The sequence below is a fragment of the Ruegeria sp. BB1 genome (genome assembly GCF_056539465.1).
The window spans coordinates 429,470-446,263 of record NZ_JBQFVB010000001.1 but is presented as its reverse complement, the minus strand read 5'-3'; the positions used below and the strand labels follow the sequence as shown (position 1 = coordinate 446,263).

General features: G+C 57.5%; 15 protein-coding genes and 2 tRNA genes. 10 read left to right on the top strand and 7 right to left on the bottom strand.

Translation table 11 applies throughout. The annotated features are described in order from the left end of the window. Positions 1–17: 17 nt before the first annotated feature. The 6 genes from ACR0AL_RS02275 to ACR0AL_RS02250 all read left to right on the top strand — a co-directional run bounded on the left by ACR0AL_RS02275 (position 18) and on the right by ACR0AL_RS02250 (position 6,284). Positions 18–1,151: an enolase C-terminal domain-like protein gene (locus ACR0AL_RS02275; protein WP_480661804.1), complete on the top strand. Its 1,134-nt coding sequence runs from the start codon at positions 18–20 to the stop codon at positions 1,149–1,151. After that, complete coding sequence (locus tag ACR0AL_RS02270; protein WP_480636791.1) at positions 1,148–2,398, top strand: NAD(P)/FAD-dependent oxidoreductase; 1,251 nt, start codon at positions 1,148–1,150, stop codon at positions 2,396–2,398. Before ACR0AL_RS02275 ends, ACR0AL_RS02270 begins: the two co-directional genes overlap by 4 nt. 50 nt (positions 2,399–2,448) lie before the next feature. Beyond that, the gene (locus ACR0AL_RS02265) at positions 2,449–3,426 is read left to right on the top strand and encodes a TRAP transporter substrate-binding protein (protein ID WP_170348846.1); all 978 of its coding nucleotides are present in this window, start codon (positions 2,449–2,451) and stop codon (positions 3,424–3,426) included. Positions 3,427–3,495: 69 nt separating this feature from the next. Further along, a complete protein-coding gene (locus ACR0AL_RS02260; RefSeq protein WP_170375509.1) occupies positions 3,496–4,029 on the top strand; it encodes a TRAP transporter small permease in 534 nt (177 codons plus the stop codon). 4 nt (positions 4,030–4,033) lie between these two features. After that, a complete protein-coding gene (locus tag ACR0AL_RS02255; RefSeq protein WP_170348848.1) occupies positions 4,034–5,347 on the top strand; it encodes a TRAP transporter large permease in 1,314 nt (437 codons plus the stop codon). Positions 5,348–5,354: 7 nt separating this feature from the next. Further along, positions 5,355–6,284, top strand: coding sequence for a hypothetical protein (locus tag ACR0AL_RS02250; RefSeq protein WP_480646845.1), 930 nt, complete (start codon positions 5,355–5,357; stop codon positions 6,282–6,284). On the opposite strand, the gene ACR0AL_RS02245 is transcribed toward ACR0AL_RS02250, so the two are convergent. Beyond that, a complete protein-coding gene (locus tag ACR0AL_RS02245) occupies positions 6,271–7,590 on the bottom strand; it encodes an ATP-binding protein (RefSeq protein WP_480646847.1) in 1,320 nt (439 codons plus the stop codon). The two genes, ACR0AL_RS02250 and ACR0AL_RS02245, sit on opposite strands and share 14 nt — an antisense overlap. 44 nt (positions 7,591–7,634) lie before the next feature. Between ACR0AL_RS02245 and ACR0AL_RS02240 the strand changes: the two genes are divergently transcribed. The 3 genes from ACR0AL_RS02240 to ACR0AL_RS02230 all read left to right on the top strand — a co-directional run bounded on the left by ACR0AL_RS02240 (position 7,635) and on the right by ACR0AL_RS02230 (position 8,896). Then, positions 7,635–8,549: an MBL fold metallo-hydrolase gene (locus ACR0AL_RS02240; RefSeq protein WP_170375516.1), complete on the top strand. Its 915-nt coding sequence runs from the start codon at positions 7,635–7,637 to the stop codon at positions 8,547–8,549. Positions 8,550–8,626: 77 nt separating this feature from the next. Continuing rightward, positions 8,627–8,701: transfer RNA gene (locus ACR0AL_RS02235), tRNA-Asn, on the top strand. Positions 8,702–8,821: 120 nt separating this feature from the next. Then, positions 8,822–8,896 (top strand) — tRNA-Asn (locus ACR0AL_RS02230). Positions 8,897–8,915: 19 nt separating this feature from the next. On the opposite strand, the gene ACR0AL_RS02225 is transcribed toward ACR0AL_RS02230, so the two are convergent. The 4 genes from ACR0AL_RS02225 to zwf all read right to left on the bottom strand — a co-directional run bounded on the left by ACR0AL_RS02225 (position 8,916) and on the right by zwf (position 14,421). Next, positions 8,916–10,535, bottom strand: a complete 1,620-nt coding sequence (locus ACR0AL_RS02225; protein ID WP_480661802.1) for a long-chain-fatty-acid--CoA ligase — start codon at positions 10,533–10,535, stop codon at positions 8,916–8,918. Positions 10,536–10,682: 147 nt separating this feature from the next. Beyond that, on the bottom strand, positions 10,683–12,293 hold the full coding sequence (pgi, locus tag ACR0AL_RS02220) for a glucose-6-phosphate isomerase (protein ID WP_480661800.1): 1,611 nt from the start codon (positions 12,291–12,293) through the stop codon (positions 10,683–10,685). 5 nt (positions 12,294–12,298) lie between these two features. Beyond that, positions 12,299–12,970 carry a 6-phosphogluconolactonase gene (pgl, locus tag ACR0AL_RS02215; protein WP_480646855.1) on the bottom strand — a complete coding sequence of 224 codons (672 nt, stop codon included), beginning with the start codon at positions 12,968–12,970 and terminating at the stop codon, positions 12,299–12,301. Continuing rightward, the gene (gene zwf, locus ACR0AL_RS02210; RefSeq protein ID WP_170358685.1) at positions 12,967–14,421 is read right to left on the bottom strand and encodes a glucose-6-phosphate dehydrogenase; all 1,455 of its coding nucleotides are present in this window, start codon (positions 14,419–14,421) and stop codon (positions 12,967–12,969) included. Before zwf ends, pgl begins: the two co-directional genes overlap by 4 nt. A 163-nt stretch (positions 14,422–14,584) precedes the next feature. Between zwf and ACR0AL_RS02205 the strand changes: the two genes are divergently transcribed. Next, positions 14,585–15,538, top strand: a complete 954-nt coding sequence (locus ACR0AL_RS02205; RefSeq protein WP_480661799.1) for a radical SAM protein — start codon at positions 14,585–14,587, stop codon at positions 15,536–15,538. Here the strand turns inward: ACR0AL_RS02205 and ACR0AL_RS02200 are convergent, their stop codons facing one another. Continuing rightward, a complete protein-coding gene (locus tag ACR0AL_RS02200; protein WP_480661797.1) occupies positions 15,539–16,234 on the bottom strand; it encodes a lipid-binding SYLF domain-containing protein in 696 nt (231 codons plus the stop codon). A 104-nt stretch (positions 16,235–16,338) separates the two neighbouring features. Next, positions 16,339–16,608, bottom strand: coding sequence for an usg protein (locus ACR0AL_RS02195; protein ID WP_058280415.1), 270 nt, complete (start codon positions 16,606–16,608; stop codon positions 16,339–16,341). Between the last annotated feature and the right edge of the window lie 186 nt (positions 16,609–16,794).

The window sequence follows — 16,794 nt, the reverse complement described above, 5'->3', positions numbered from 1 at the left end:
GAACGACCGGAGGACCAATGACCGACTTGAACCAAACCATCACAGGGTTTGACCTTTGGCACCTTGAGCTGCCTGTTACATCACGGCGTGATCATGGAATCGGCTCGGTCGAAGGCAGCTGCGAAATTGTGATCTTGCGCCTGACCTCAGAGGGCGGATCAGAAGGATTTGGCGAAGCGTCGCCATGGTCGGTTTTTACCGGAACACCCGAAGCAACTTACGCAGCGCTGGATCGTTATTTCCGGCCGTTGGTTGTTGGGTCACGTGTGGCAGATCGGGCTGGGATCATGGCCAAGGCCGCCTATGCCGTCGCACATTGCACCGAGGCCAAGGCCGCACTGGAAACCGCCTTGCTGGATCTGACAGGGCGTATCAGCGGCGTGCCGGTCTGGGCACTGATGGGTGGCAAATGCCGGGACTCGATTCCGCTGAGTTGTTCGATCGCCAATCCTGATTTCGCGCAGGACATTGCGCTACTCGAGCAATTGCGCGAGGACGGGGTTCGCATCGTCAAGCTGAAGACCGGGTTCAAGGACCATGCGTTCGACATCATGCGGCTTGAACATCTGGCGCAACATTGCCCCGAGTTTTCTGTGCGCGTGGATTACAATCAAGGTCTGTCTATCGAGGATGCTCCTGCTCAGGTACGCGATGTTGCTCAATTCAAACCCGATTTCGTCGAACAACCAGTGCGGGCGCATCACTATGGTATGATGGCCAAACTGCGAGGTCAGATCGACCTGCCCCTGCTGGCCGACGAAAGCGTGTTTGGCCCTGAGGATATGGAGCGTGCCGCGCGAGAAGGCATATGCGATGGCGTGTCGGTCAAGATCATGAAGTCCGGTGGGCTTAGCCGGGGTCAGACTGTGGCCCGCATCGCCGCGGCTCATGGGCTCAGCGCCTATGGTGGAGATATGTTCGAGGCTGGTCTGGCGCATCTGGCCGGAACCCACATGATCGCTGCAACACCCGAAATAAAGCTGGGATGCGAGTTCTATCAGGCATCGTATTTCCTGAAAGAAGACATTCTGGAAGACCCCTTCGTGGTGCAGAACGGGCAAGTCATCGTGCCGGACATGCCCGGGATTGGTGGCCGACCGGATCTGGACAAGCTGAACCACTATGCCTTGGCCAAGGCGGTGGCGGCATGAGTGAGCGCAAGACCATTGCCATAATCGGTGCCGGTATTGTTGGCGTGTCCACAGCGGTCTGGCTGCAACGTGACGGGCATGACGTCATATTGATCGACAAGGCTGGACCTGGCGAGGGTACGTCGCACGGCAATGGCGGAGTTCTGGCTTCCTGCTCGATCATTCCAGTCACGGTTCCGGGGCTGCTGCAAAAGGCCCCAAGGATGTTGTTTGATCCGTCCCAGCCACTGTTCTTGAAATGGGGATACGTGCCCAAGCTGTTGCCATGGCTACTGCGCTATCTGAAACATGCCAACGCGAGCGACGTTGAACGCATTGCTGCTGCGCTGACGCCTATTGTCGGCGATAGCCTGAATGACCATAAGGCGCTGGCGCACGGCACCGGGGCCGAGAAGTGGATTGTCCCGTCCGACTATCTGTTCCTTTACGAAAACCGGAAACATTTTGAGAATGATGCACTTGGCTGGGACATCCGGCGCAAGCATGGTTTTGCGTGGGACGAATTAGAAGGCGAAGCCTTTCATGCCTATGACCCGATTTTCAGCAAAGACCTCGGGTTTGCCGCCCGGCTTGCCGATCATGGCCACATCACTGATCCGGGGCGCTATGTCAAAGATCTGGCCGCCCATGTCGAGGACAATGGAGGCAAAGTTATACGCGCCGCAGTCGAAGACGTGGTTCGGGACAACGGCAAAGTTACAGGTGTACACACAGGCGGTACAACCATCCCCTGCGACACAGCGATTATAACGGCGGGGGTCTGGTCCGGCCCCTTGGCTGACCAGTTGGGCATTTCTGTTCCTCTTGAAAGCGAACGCGGGTATCATCTTGAATTAGTGGAACCTTCCGCGATGCCGAAAAGCCCGGTTATGGTAGCGTCAGGCAAATTCGTCGCCACTCCGTTAGAGGGTCGCATCCGTCTGGCCGGGATTGTCGAGTTCGGCGGGTTGGACGCGCCACCCTCGAAGGCGCCGTTCGAATTGATGCGCAAGAATGCCCGGGCGGCTTTTCCGGGTGTGACATGGAAGGATGAAGTGGAATGGATGGGGCACCGGCCCGCACCCGCAGATTCGATACCGGTTATCGGTGAAGTTCCGGGGATTGACGGCGCGTATATGGGTTTTGGCCACCATCACATCGGTCTGACGGGCGGGCCGAAAACAGGGCGTCTTTTGGCGCAAATGATCGCGGGCAGACTTCCGAACACGGATGTCAGCGTTTACGCCCCGTCGCGATACGCAAATTAGCAAAGCCGGTGAACAACATCGGCAGAATCAATACCAACTGGGAGACTAAAATGAAAAAACTGACGAGCCTTATGGCAGCAACCGCACTGACCGCTGCCGCAGCCCTGCCGGTCGCAGCTGAAAAATGGGACATGCCGATGGCCTATTCTGCGTCGAACTTCCATTCGGCCACAGGTGCTGAATTCGCCAAATGCGTGACCACCGGTACCGGCGGCGAGATCGAGATTGTCACCCACCCTTCGGGTTCCCTGTTCAAAGGGGCGGATATCAAACGCGCCATTCAGACCGGCCAGGCCCCTATTGGAGAGCGTCTGCTGTCCGGCCACCAGAACGAGAACGCGTTGTTTGGATTTGATTCAATCCCCTTCCTTGCCACGTCTTTCGACGACAGCGCCAAGCTTTGGGATGCTGCAAAACCCTCGATCGAGAACCTGTTGGCCGAACAGAACCTAACGTTGCTTTATGCAGTGCCGTGGCCGCCGCAGGGGCTGTACTTTAAGGACGAGGTGAACTCGGTCGCTGACATGAAAGGCATCAAGTTCCGCTCGTACAACAACGCCACGTCACGTCTGGCCGAGCTGACCGGAATGCTGCCGGTGACCATCGAAGCGGCCGAGATCAGCCAGGCCTTTGCCACTGGCGTTGCCGATTCCATGGTGTCTTCTGGCTCAACCGGGTATGACCGCAAAGTTTGGGAAAGCCTGGATTATTTCTACGAAGTAGATGCCTGGCTGCCGCGCAACTACGTGATGGTGAACTCGGATATCTGGGCGGGCGTGTCTGACGCGAACAAGAACGTCATCAAAGCCTGCGCCGAACTGGCGGAATATGCGGGGAACTGGCGGGCCAAGGAATATACCGGGTTCACCCTGCAAGGCTTGCGTGACGGCGGCATGACCGTTGGTCCGGCGTCCGAGCAGATGACCAACGAGTTGAAAGAAATCGGCGTCACCATGACCAATGAATGGCTCGAGGCCGCCGGGGACGAAGGCAAAGCCATCGTCGACGCCTTCCAAGCACAACAATAACCAAATGGACGCGGGCGGCAGCGATCTGCCGCCCGTTCTCTATCCAACCAAAAGAAAAGCGGGGACAGTATGGCAGCGTTACGAGGGCTTCGGTCCGTACTGGATTTCATCTACCTGGCAGCAGGCGTACTGGCGGCGTTGAGCCTTATCGCCATACTGGTTCTAATCGTGGTGCAGATGTTGGCCCGTTGGACCGGCGAGGTATTCCCTGGCGCGCCCGACTATGCCGGGTATGCGATGGCCGCGGCCTCATTCCTGGCTTTTGCCAATGCGCTGAACCGGGGCAGCCATATCCGCGTGTCGATCCTGTTGAATGCGGTGCCTGATAAATTCCGCCGGGTGCTGGAGATTTGGTGTTTTGGCATCGGCACGGCCGTCATGTGGTACTTCTGCTGGTACGCCTACCGCTTTGTTTATTGGAGCTGGAAGTTCAACGATATCAGCCAGGGACAGGACAAAACCGCGCTTTGGATACCGCAATCGACCATGTTAATCGGCGCGGTCATTCTGGCCATCGCCCTGACTGATCATCTGATTCACGTGATCTTCCGCGGCGATCACCGCATCACCCGCGATCTTGCCGATCAAAGCCACGGAGAATGAGAGCATGGAAAACGCATCAATCATCATCCTCTTCCTCTTTGTTCTATTCACTCTGTTGGGCACCGGCGTCTGGGTCGGGCTGGCACTGATGGGCGTCGCCTGGGTCGGGATGGAGCTGTTCACTACTCGCCCCGTCGGCGACGTCATGATCACCACCATCTGGTCAGCCTCGTCCTCATGGACGCTGACGGCGCTGCCGATGTTTATCTGGATGGGTGAAATCCTGTATCGAACGCGATTGTCCGAAGACATGTTCAAGGGGCTTTCACCGTGGATGGCCCCCCTGCCCGGCGGTCTGGTGCATACCAATATCGTCGGCTGTACGGTCTTTGCCGCCGTGTCGGGCTCGTCCGCGGCGACGCTGACCACGGTTGGCAAGATGTCGATCCCAGAACTGCGCAAGCGCAATTATCCCGAACGCATGATCATCGGCACTCTGACAGGTGCTGCGACGCTGGGCCTGATGATCCCGCCTTCGCTGACGCTGATCGTTTATGGCGTCACCATCAATGAATCGATTACCAAGCTGTTCTTTGCTGGCATCCTGCCGGGTCTGGTGCTGGCTTGCATGTTCATGGGCTATGTCGCGATCTATTCCAAAATCGGCAAGGACTGGAACCCGAACCAGGAAAACAAACTGACCTTTGCCGAGAAGATCAAGAACTCGCGCTTTTTGCTGCCAGTGATCCTGTTGATCGTCGTGGTCATCGGTTCGATGTATCTGGGATATGCCACCGCGACTGAGGCCGCCGCCTTTGGTGTGATCGGAGGGCTGTTGCTCGCAGCTGGTCAGGGTTCGTTGAACTGGAAGACGTTCACTGAAAGCCTCATGGGGGCCACTCGCACCAGCGCGATGATCGCATTGATCCTTGCGGGCGCGGCTTTCCTGTCGCTGTCGATGGGCTTTACCGGCCTGCCACGCGGTCTGGCCGATCTGATTGCCGGATGGGAACTGACGCGGTTCGAACTGCTGATGGTGCTGCTTGTGTTTTACATCATCCTTGGGTGTTTTCTGGACGGCATATCCTCAGTCGTGCTGACCATGGCTGTGGTCGAGCCTATGATCCGCGACGCCGGAATCGACCTGATCTGGTTCGGTATCTTTATCGTCGTCGTGGTCGAAATGGCGCAAATCACGCCGCCTATCGGGTTCAACCTGTTTGTGATGCAGGGCATGACCAATCATGAAATGAGCTATATCGCCCGTGCTGCGATTCCGATGTTCCTGATCATGGTTGTTATGGTTTTCGTCCTGATCTGGTTCCCGGATTTGGCCACCTGGCTACCGAATAACCTGCGGCAAGGCCCAACCGGGTAGTTTGTCGTTGAATCCGCTGCACATCGCTGCCCGCCACGGACCGTATGTTCTGTTGGCGGGCCTTTTGTCGGGGTTGCTGCTGCCGGGGTTGGCGCAACCGATGCGGTCGCTGTTGCCGCCGATGGTTGTGCTGTTGCTGTTCGTCACCGTGCTACGAATGGAGCCCGCGCGCATATTCGGATCACTGCGTGATCTGCCCCGCGTTGTCTTGGTAGTTCTTGGTCTACAGCTTGCGATGCCCCTGACAGTTCTGACGGTCGGTGCATTGGGCGGGTGGCTCGACACCCCCACCCTGTTTGCCTTGTTGGTCATGACCGCGGCTCCCTCCATCGCTGGCAGCCCAAATATGTGTCGGATGATGGGGCACCCATCTGAATACGCGCTCCGCCTTTTGGTGATCGGTACTGCAGTACTGCCAATGACCATAGCCCCGGTTTTCTGGTTCGCGCCGCAACTGGGCGGATTCGATACGGTGCTTTGGGCCGCGTTAAAACTGCTAATCACAATCCTGCTGGTGACGCTGACCGCAGTCGCTATTCGCAAAACGCTGTTGCGAGACCCATCGCCCACAACAGAAAGTGCGCTCGAAGGCCTTGCCAACATCACATTGGCTCTCTTCGTCATTGGTCTGATGCCCTCAGTCAGCGAGGTCATCCTGACCGATCCGAAACGAGCGTTCCTTTGGATTACCTTCGCCTGCGCGGCCAATTTTGGCGTTCAGGTCGTCTGTTTTCGACTGACCCGGCTTCGTATGCCCACAGCCGCGTCGACGGCAGTGTCGCTGATCGCAGGCAACCGCAATATCGCGCTGTTCTTCGTGGCTTTAGCGCCCGAGGTTACTGCGCCGATCATGGTGTTCATCGGGGCCTATCAAATTCCGATGTACCTGACTCCGCTGGTGATGCAGCGCATGTACAGGGTCGTTAGCGACCGATGATAATGTCAGCGCAGAGGCCGCCCAGCCGCTCACTTTTGCTCAGACGCACCACGCCCCCATGGGCCCGCGCGATATCTGAAACGATGGCAAGGCCCAACCCCACTCCGGTACCCTGATTCTGATTGCGCGCCGGATCAAGGCGCGCGAACGGTTTGACCGCTTCGGATCGCTGTTCAGGTGGAATTCCTGGCCCGTCATCCTCGACCCGGATACGCAGGGATTTGGGTGTGATGGACAGGCTGACATCCGCGCGATTGCCATACCGCACGGCGTTTCCAATCAGGTTTTCCACGGCTCGCCGTATGGCAGTGGGACGCAACATGACCGTCCCTTCCCCCTCGACCGAGATCAAATCGACCTCATGCCCTGCACGACGCGCGTCTTTGACGATTTGCTCCAACAGCACCTTCGGATCGACAGATTCCGGAGCGCCCTCGGCCGCACCGCGAGAAAACTCAAGGAACGCATCCAGCAGCAATTGCATCTCATCGACATCCTGCTGCAAAGGGGCCGCTTCATCCTCGGGCAACATCGAAAGGCCAAGTTTCAAACGCGTCAGCGGTGTGCGCAAATCGTGACTGACCCCCGACAGCATCATGGTGCGCTGCTCCATCTGGCGCTCAATACGGGCACGCATATCCAGAAAAGCACTGCCCGCCGCGCGTACTTCGATGGCCCCACCGGGAGAATACGGCACCACCCTGCCCCGACCAAAGGCCTGCGCAGCCTCGGCCAGACGAGTGATCGGACGCAATTGATTGCGCATATACAGGAAAGAAATCGTGGTCATGACAACCGCAAAGAACACCATTGTCACGATCAACTGGTGTGGCGCTACCGGAGACAGACGACGGCGATCAAAAGTCAGCTGTAGAATGCCCAGATCCGTCTGCAGATACAGCCGCGCCTCTTGTCCGCTGGGCAAGGCAACCGCAATCAAATCTGGAAGCAAGGCCCGCAGATCGGCCTCGACCTGGGGTGCAATGAAATCGTACCAACGGCGGTGACCAACCATTGGTTCGTCGTTAATGCCCAGAAACCGGGCCTTCATTTCAAGCGCTTGCAGGTCAAGCCGAACAGCCGCCATCGCCTGTTGTTGCGTTTCCGTCTCTTCCATGACTTCCGTGATCAACATCACTTCGCGCGAAGCAGCGCGTGTCATTTGCGCCGTGACGTCTTCCAGATGTTTTTGCAGGAACGCGACCCCCACCACCAGCAACACCACGACCACCGGCAGGACCAGGATCAGTGCAGCACGGGCATAGAGGCTGCGCGGCATATAGTGTTTGAGCCAAAGCGCGGACATGCGCTAAACCTAACGGGCTGTTACGACAAGAGAAAGAGGTCAGAATGCAGGCGCCTGACGATTTCAATCCGCCCGCCGGCCCGGCGGTCGAGCTGCAGCCGGGATTGCGGCGTATTCTGGCGCCAAATCCATCCCCAATGACATATCGCGGGACCAACACTTATCTGGTGGGCACCAGCGAGCTTGCCGTGATCGACCCTGGTCCGCTCAGCAATGAACATCTGGATGCGATTCTGGCGGGACTACTACCCGGACAGCGGATCAGCCATATCATCGTTACCCACAGCCATCTGGATCACTCTCCGCTGGCCCAACCCTTGGCGGATCGTACAGGAGCACCGATCATGGCCTTTGGAGGGCCCGAGGCCGGGCGTAGCGCAGTTATGACTCAACTGGCCGAGAGCGGTTTAGTCGGCGGCGGTGAAGGCATCGACACCAGCTTTCGCCCCGACATCAAACTTGCGGATGGGGCTTTGATCTCAGGCGACGGCTGGCAGCTTGAGGTGATTCACACCCCCGGCCATCTGGGAAATCATATCGCGCTTGGCTGGGGTGAGGTCTGTTTCACGGGTGATCACGTCATGGGTTGGGCCAGTTCACTGGTTTCGCCCCCAGACGGTGACCTGACGGATTTCATGGCGGCCTGCCATCGTCTGCACTCACGCGAGTGGGCCGTCTTTCACGCCGGGCATGGCGCGCCGATTGCCGATCCCGCAGCGCGGCTGGACTGGCTGATCAATCACCGCCTGACACGCGAAGCACAGATTCTGTCCGCGCTGGAAGATCACCCCGGTACGGCCCGAGAAATGGCCGAGCGAATTTACGTCGACACTCCGACCGCCCTTTTGCCTGCTGCTGAACGGAATGTTTTCGCCCATTTGATTGATCTGATTGGGAAATCTCAGGTCACTTTCGAAGGAAAGCTGTCAGCTGACACCCGTTTCATCAGACAAACCTAAGCCGCCGGAACTTTTTTTCGAAAACGTCGAATTCCCCTCTGGACGGCAAAAATCGGGATTGTTATACGGCCCTCAGTTCCGGCGTAGCTCAGCGGTAGAGCAGTTGACTGTTAATCAATTGGTCGTAGGTTCGATCCCTACCGCCGGAGCCAAATTCTCCCCAACTTAAATACCCATCACCAACGGTCGTTTGCGGCGCAAGATTTTTCGACGAAAAATCTTATACGCCCTCTGGACGCCGCAGAAACTGGTTGCTATACGGCGCGGACCGTTCCGGCGTAGCTCAGCGGTAGAGCAGTTGACTGTTAATCAATTGGTCGTAGGTTCGATCCCTACCGCCGGAGCCATTTCCCACGTTTTTTAAGATCAGCCCACCAAGGCGTCCTTGAAATCCGCGCGCAAGTTGCGTTTCAGAACCTTACCCGTTGCGTTCAGAGGCAAGGCATCTACAAACACCACCTTGTCCGGCACCTGCCATTTAGCGATTTTGCCGTCGTAAAATGTCAGCACCTCTTCTTCGCTTGGGGCCTCCCCCTCGGCGCGTACGGCCACCAGCAGTGGGCGCTCGTCCCACTTTGGATGCGGTACGCCAACCACGGCTGCGGTCGCCAATTTGGGATGCGCGACGGCGATGTTCTCTAACTCGACCGAACTGATCCACTCACCCCCGGATTTGATGATGTCCTTGGACCGGTCGCGGATGGTCATATAGCCGTCAGAGTCCACCGTTGCGACATCACCAGTGGCAAACCAGCCATCCCGCAGCAAATCTTCATCTTGCATCTGGAAATAACTGTCCAGAACCCACGGCCCGCGAACCAGCAGATCACCTTGGGTTTCGCCGTCATGCGGCAGATCATTGCCGTCATCGTCGACGATCTTCAGATCGACACCATAACAGGGCCTTCCCTGGCTTTCTCGAATGGCGTGCTGCTCGTCTTCCGGCAGGTCAAAGTGCTTGGCCAGAGGGTGATTTGCGGTCCCCAACGGACTCATCTCGCTCATCCCCCAGGCGTGGATGGTGTCGACGCCATAAGTTTCGCGGAAGGTTTCGATCATCGAAGGCGGGCACGCGGCCCCGCCGATCACCGTCCGCTGCAGGCTGGCCAGCTTGCTGCCAGACTGCTCGGCAAAAGCCAACAGCCCTTGCCAGATCGTCGGCACGCCCATGGCCAGAGTGACGCCGTAAGTGTCGATCAGATTCACCAGCGCCTCACCATGCAAACCCGGCCCCGGCAACACCATCCGCGATCCCGACATGGCGCAAGCATATGGGGACCCCCAGGCGTTTACATGGAACATCGGAACCACCGGCATGACCACATCCATCGCCGAAAACCCGATAACGTCGCGTGTGTTCGATCCGAAACTGTGCAGCACGGTGGAGCGATGCGAATACAACACCCCCTTTGGATTGCCGGTTGTGCCAGATGTGTAACACAGGCCGGATGCAGTGTTTTCGTCAAAGCTGGGCCATTCAAAACTGGCCTCACCGGTCTCGATCAGATCGTCGTAAAATTGCACACCCGGTATCTGCGCAATTGCGTCATCGTTTCTTGGCCCCATCAGGACGAAATGTTGAACATCGGGCAAATGCTCGTGCAGGGCTGCGACCAAAGGAATAAAGGTTGCGTCGAAAAACAAAACCCGGTCCTGTGCATGGTTGATGATATAGGTCAGCTGTTCGGGAAACAGTCGCGGGTTGACGGTGTGGCACACGAACCCCGCCCCGGAAGTGGCATAGTAGATCTCAAGATGCCGCCGGTTATTCCAAGCCAGCGTCGCAATCCGCGTCTGTGGTTCCAATCCCAACTTGGACAGTGCCGAGGCCAGTTTCCGCGCGTTTTCAGCCACTTGCGACCAACTGCTATGGCTAACTGTACCATCGGTTTCAACCGAATAAATCTCAGTCTGACCGTGAAAGCGGTCGGCGTGATCAATCAGCGACGAGATCAGCAAGGGCTGCGTCATCATCTGTCCCAGCATGGGCGTCCTCCCTATGGCGGTGCCACTTTGTGCCCGCAATCACATCGGGCGATATGGCTTTTCCTTAGGCAGAGCCTGCCAAGCATTTAATTGTCTGACAATAAAAGAATGCGATTTGCCGTTGCGGCAGGTGGTAAAATCGAACCCTCAATCGCGGTGTTTTAGCGCATAAGCAACCAGCGAGGCGGTCGAGCCATCCTTGCCGTCAGCGCTAACTTCACCATCCACTATCGGACCCAGCGAGGTCGCCAATTCCTTGCCCAGTTCCACCCCCCATTGGTCGAATGAATTGATTCCCAGCAGAACCCCTTCGACGAAAACACGGTGTTCGTACATGGCGATGATTTGGCCCAGCACATACGGTGTGAGCTTCGGATAAATCAGGGTCGAGGACGGCCGGTTGCCCGGGAACACACGGTGACGGGCCTGACGTTCAAGCTCCTCACTGGCCAACCCTTGTTCGGCCATGCGCTGCCGCGCCTCATCCAACGACCGGCCGCGCATCAGCGCTTCGGATTGGGCCAGACAATTGGCCAGCAAAAGGCGGTGGTGGTGGGTAAGTTCGGGCTCGTGCCCTTCGGCGGCCACCATGAATTCGCAGGGGATCACATCGGTGCCCTGATGGATCAACTGGTAAAAGGCGTGCTGGCCATTGGTGCCCGGTTCACCCCAAACCACAGGCCCCGAAGGCATGGTCAAGGCGCTGCCGTTCATTGCAACGGATTTACCGTTCGACTCCATCTCAAGCTGTTGGAAATAGGCGGGAAGACGCAGCAGTCGTTGATCATAGGGCAGAACCGCGCGGCTGGTATATCCCAGAACCTGGCGGTGCCAGACCCCAACCAGAGCCAGCATTACCGGCATGTTCTCGATCCAGTCAGCAGCGCGGAAATGGACGTCCATCGCCTGTCCCCCGCGCAGAAAGGCATCAAACGCGTTCGAACCGACGGCGATCATCACCGGTAGCCCAACCGGCCCCCAGACCGAATAGCGCCCCCCTACCCAATCGGCAAAACCAAATACGTGATCTTGGGCGATACCAAAGGCATCGGTCTTATCTACCGCACACGACACGGCTGCGAACTGTTTTCCACAATCGCCACCGCCATCCGTTAACCAGGCACGGGCGGTCCGGGCGTTGGTCATGGTTTCAATGGTGGTGAATGTCTTGGATGCGACAATCACCAGCGTCCGGGTCGGGTCAAGTGGGCGCAGCGTATCCGCGATATGCGCGCCATCGACATTGGACACATAGTGCAGGTTTGGCCCGTCGTGATACGGGGCCAACGCATGCGTGGCCATCACTGGCCCAAGATCCGAGCCGCCGATGCCGATATTCACGACGTCGGTAAAGCTGCCACCTGTCCCGGAAATCGCGCCGCCGCGCACCTCTTCGGCGAAAACCCGCATCCGGTGCAGCGTGTCCAGAACGTCAGGCATCACATCCAGACCGTCGACCTCAACTGGTCCGCCATCCAGATTACGCAACGCCGTGTGCAATACCGCGCGCCCTTCGGTTTCGTTGATCTTGGCACCCGAGAACATGGCGTCGCGCCGTTCCGCCAGACCCGCCGTATCGCACAGCCGGATCAAAGCGCCGCGGATGTCCGCGTCAATACTGGTTTTCGAGTAATCAAAGAGCAGGTCACCGGTTGAGGCCGAATACCCCTGCGCCCGGTTTGCATCCTTACTGAACAGACTCAGAATGGGCTGCCCCTTCCGCTCTGCTGCTAGTGCTTTGAGTGTCTCCAGTTTCATAGCGCCTACTCCGCCCAATGTACGGTCATGCCACTCAGCACTGCTGCGATGGGGGCCTCTTCCGGTGGCAGGGACATGGACCGTTCCAAAGCATCCCGTTTCGCGTTCCCGAAAATGATCAGGTGTTTTGACAAGGCACCGTCCAAAACAGGCGCAGTCAGCGTGATACGGGGTTCCGGCTGAACCTCGGTCCGTGCCACCGCCAGAGGACGCGCGTGACCGTCCAACGCGGCCTCAAGCCCATCCATACCCGGGAACAGGGATGCCGTGTGCATATCCTCGCCCATTCCCAACACCAGCACCGACAAGGGCCGGATCGGAATGATTAGGCTTTCGATTTCCGGCAATACATCCTCGGGCTCCTTTCCCGGCACGTACAGAGGGATATATTGCGCCACCGACGCCCGATTGGTCAGCAACCGCTCGCGGATCAGACGCTCGTTCGAGCGGTCGTGATCACCCGGCACACAGCGTTCATCGGTGGGCAGAACCCGCACCCGGTCCCATTCCAAATCCGCCGCGCACAGTACATCAAACATCGGGCCGGGCGTCGTGCCTCCGGGTACTGCCAACGAGGCAAAGTCGTGATGCAGCAAGGCGGATTCCAGTTCACCTGCCAGCACGTTTGCAACGTCGATGGCCAGCATATCCCGGTCGGCGTATTCCTGTATGTTCATGGGTTTATCCCTTGCCAGCGGCGACCGTCTCGTTTCATCAGCAGCTCGGCGTCGCCCGGGCCAGTGCTGCCGCTTTCATAAGGTTTGGGAACATCCCCGCGCGCCTGCCAGCCCGCGATGATCGGATCGGTCCAGGCCCATGCGGCCTCGACCTCATCTCCGCGCATAAACAGGGTTTGGTTGCCGCGGATCACGTCCATCACCAAACGCTCATAAGCGTCCGGCGGGTTCTGGTTTTCCGGCCCCAATGCCTCGGCAAAACTCATGTCCAGAGGCACGTCGACCAGGCGCATCCCACCCTGCCCCGGTTCCTTGATCGTCACCTTCAGCGTGATGCCTTCGTTCGGCTGCAGGCGGATCGACAAAACGTTGGCGTGGCGCCCGGCATCTGCGCCAAAGATCGAATGCGGCGCGTCTTTGAACATCACATTGATCACCGAAGATCGCGCCACAAGCCTTTTGCCCGTACGCAAATAAAACGGCGTACCCGCCCACCGCCAGTTACTGACGTGAGCCCGCAGCGCCACATAGCTTTCCGTGGTCGAACGTGGATTACCAACAGTATCCCGATAGCTGCGTCCACTAAGCCCACCTTCAAACTGACCGCGCACAATGTGGTGCGGCTCGACCGGGTCCAATGCGCGGATCACCTTGAGCTTTTCGTCCCGTACCGCGTCGGGGTCGAACTTGGCCGGCGGTTCCATCGCGATCAGGCAGAGCAGTTGCATCAGGTGGTTCTGCACCATGTCACGCATGGCGCCTGCGCGCTCATAATACTCTTCGCGCCCGTCAATGCCGACGGATTCGGCCACGGTGATCTGGATGTGGTCGACATACTGACTGTTCCACAATGGCTCGAAAAGCATGTTGCCAAACCGAACGGCCATCAGGTTCTGAACGGTTTCTTTGCCCAGATAATGGTCGATCCGGTAAATCTGCCCTTCGGAGAAATGCGCCGCTAGCGTCGCATTCAACGCCTGCGCGCTGCCCAGATCGTGACCAAAGGGTTTTTCGACAACGATCCGTGTCTGGGTCGTGGCCAGATCATTTGCTTTGATCCGTTCGGCCAGCGGTCCGAACAGGCGCGGCCCAACCGAGAAATAGAACGCCCGTACTCGATCAATTGTGAGCTTCGCTGCAAGCTGACCCCACCCCTCATCCGTAAGCGCATCTAACGCGACATAATCAACCCGTTGCAAGAACGCATTCAATGCCTTGGCATCCGCACAATGCGCGGGCGCATGTTCGCGCAACGATTGCGCGACCACATCCCGAAACGCATCGCTGTCCAATTCCGATCTGGCGGCACCAATGATCTGAACATCCTCGGGCCATTGTCCGGCACAATAGCGACGGAACAGCGCCGGCAGGATTTTACGCTGCGCAAGATCGCCGGTACTGCCAAAAATGACCAGATCGAACGGGTCGACGGGGATGACGCGAGAAACCATGCGTTTCCCTTACCTTACCCCTGAGGGCATGTCCAATGTTAGCGCAAACAAAATTTCACTTTCTCCCATCATCAAAACTCTGTCAGGTCGGCCGTGGAACCCTTAACTAATTCGGTCTGAAAGGCTAAGTCAGCAGCAGGACTGCAAAGAACCGGATACCGGAATGAAAGACAACGCCTCTCAGATTGCCAACATCGGCAAATTTCAGAACACATTGGTGACAGCTGACGGGCAAACGCGGGCCTCGGTTGTGCTTAGCAACCCTGAAACGCTTTGGTTTAACACCGGTACCTTGTGCAATATCGAATGTGTCAACTGCTATATCGCAAGCAGCCCGACCAACGATGCACTGGTCTATATCACCGCTGATGAGGTGCGGGACTATCTGGATCAAATCGAAGCCCGAAATTGGCCGGTTCGGGAAATCGGGTTCACTGGTGGCGAACCATTCATGAACCCAGAAATGATCGACATGACCCGCGCCGCGCTGGAGCGTGGGTATGAGGTTTTGATTCTCACCAATGCCATGCAACCAATGATGCGCCGAAAGATGCGAGAGGGTCTGCTGGAATTGCAGCGTGACTACGGCAACAAGCTAACCCTGCGAATCTCGGTCGATCACTACTGCTCCGATCTGCATGACGAAGAACGTGGCAAGGGCAGCTTCGCCAAGACCGTGACCGGGATGGAGTGGCTGCGTGACAACGGCTTAAACATGGCCGTGGCCGGGCGCACTGTCTGGGGTGACAGCGACGCGGAAAGCCGCGCTGGCTATGCTGCGTTTTTCAAGCAGCACGGCTTTGACATTGACGCCCAAAACCCGGGCCAGACGGTTCTGTTCCCCGAGATGGACGAAACCATCGAAGTGCCGGAAATCACCACAGCTTGCTGGGGTATTCTGGACAAATCACCCGACGCCGTGATGTGCGCCAGCGCCCGTATGGTGGTAAAGCGCAAGGGTGCGGAACGCCCCGCCGTTCTGGCCTGCACACTTTTACCTTATGCGCCCGAATTCGAAATGGGTCACACCCTGGCCGAGGCCGAGGCGGACGTACACCTCAACCATCCCCATTGCGCCAAATTCTGTGTTCTGGGCGGGGCCAGCTGTTCAGGCTGATCAGTTCAGTTCAGGCGATTCCCAGAATTTCGTGCCGGACGCCCCAGCCGAGACGCGCCAGCCTTTCTTGCCCAGCACGAAGAAGGACCGGCCATCAGTGAACCGCACGGTTTCCCCGCTGCGCTCGTCACCGTACATCGCCCCGGTTTCCGCTGTTGCGTCGTAACCAAATTCGATAAATTTCGCCAGATCGGCGGGGGTTTCGAACAGGATCACGAACTTGGTTTCAAACCCACCAATACCCACTGCGGCACCCACTCCGCCAGTACCCATGTTCATATAAGTGTGCTGACCGGTATCCATTGAAACGGCCACCCCTCGCCCATACCCGGCCGAGACCGGAAACACCGTAACCTTGCGCGAGTCGAACACGGCGTAGCCCGCACCAACGTCATACAACGCTTTTGCGTCGGGGTTTTCCGCTAATAACTGGGTAAGAACCTCGCTGGCCATCGCGTCCAGTTTGGCGCGCGTCTCTTCCGGGGTGGCCTCGTTCGTCACCAAATCCGTGGTCGAGTTGATGGTCCCCTCAACCGCGCTTGCACCTTTCTGAATGGTGTTGCCCACGGTTTCAGTCCCACGCCCTACAGCGTCGGCTGTGTTCGCAGCACCTTTTTTGATTTTATCAAAGACGCCTTCGGCGACGGCTGGTCCGCCAGTTAACAGCGCAGCGGCGAAAAGCAAAGCTCGGGACATAAAGCGATTCCGTATGTGACCAATGGATTGGTCGACACCATAACCCAAGCACTAATAAATTTAACGCGTCTCAATCGTTACTGACCAAAAAACAGGCTGGATATTCAATTGACCCTGAATTCACCCACCATGTTGCGCCATTCACCGGGCGCGATCATCTTGCGATGCGTAAACCGGACCGAATGCAGCGGACCGTCAATCTCGCGCTGCCAGAAGTCGATGAAATCGAACAATTTCGGATGATCCGGCGCCAGATCGTAATCCTGCCAGATGAACGTGTTCAGAACGTGAATGTAATCGGGCATGCGGTAGAAGAATTCTGCCGTTGTCAGCCCGTACCCTTTGAGCATTAGTTCGGTTTCGCTTTGCTCCATGCAGACCTCCAATTTTGTTGCAAGGTCTCTTCAGGGTAACACGAAAACACCCTAACCCTTAGTTAACAATATGTTACTCAGGTGTTACGGGGTTTTTCGTATGCAAAATCGTTGCTTGCTTGCACCTTATGTGCCGGGTCTGATAAGGTGCATCCACAAGATATAGACCCAAAACAAAACACGGGC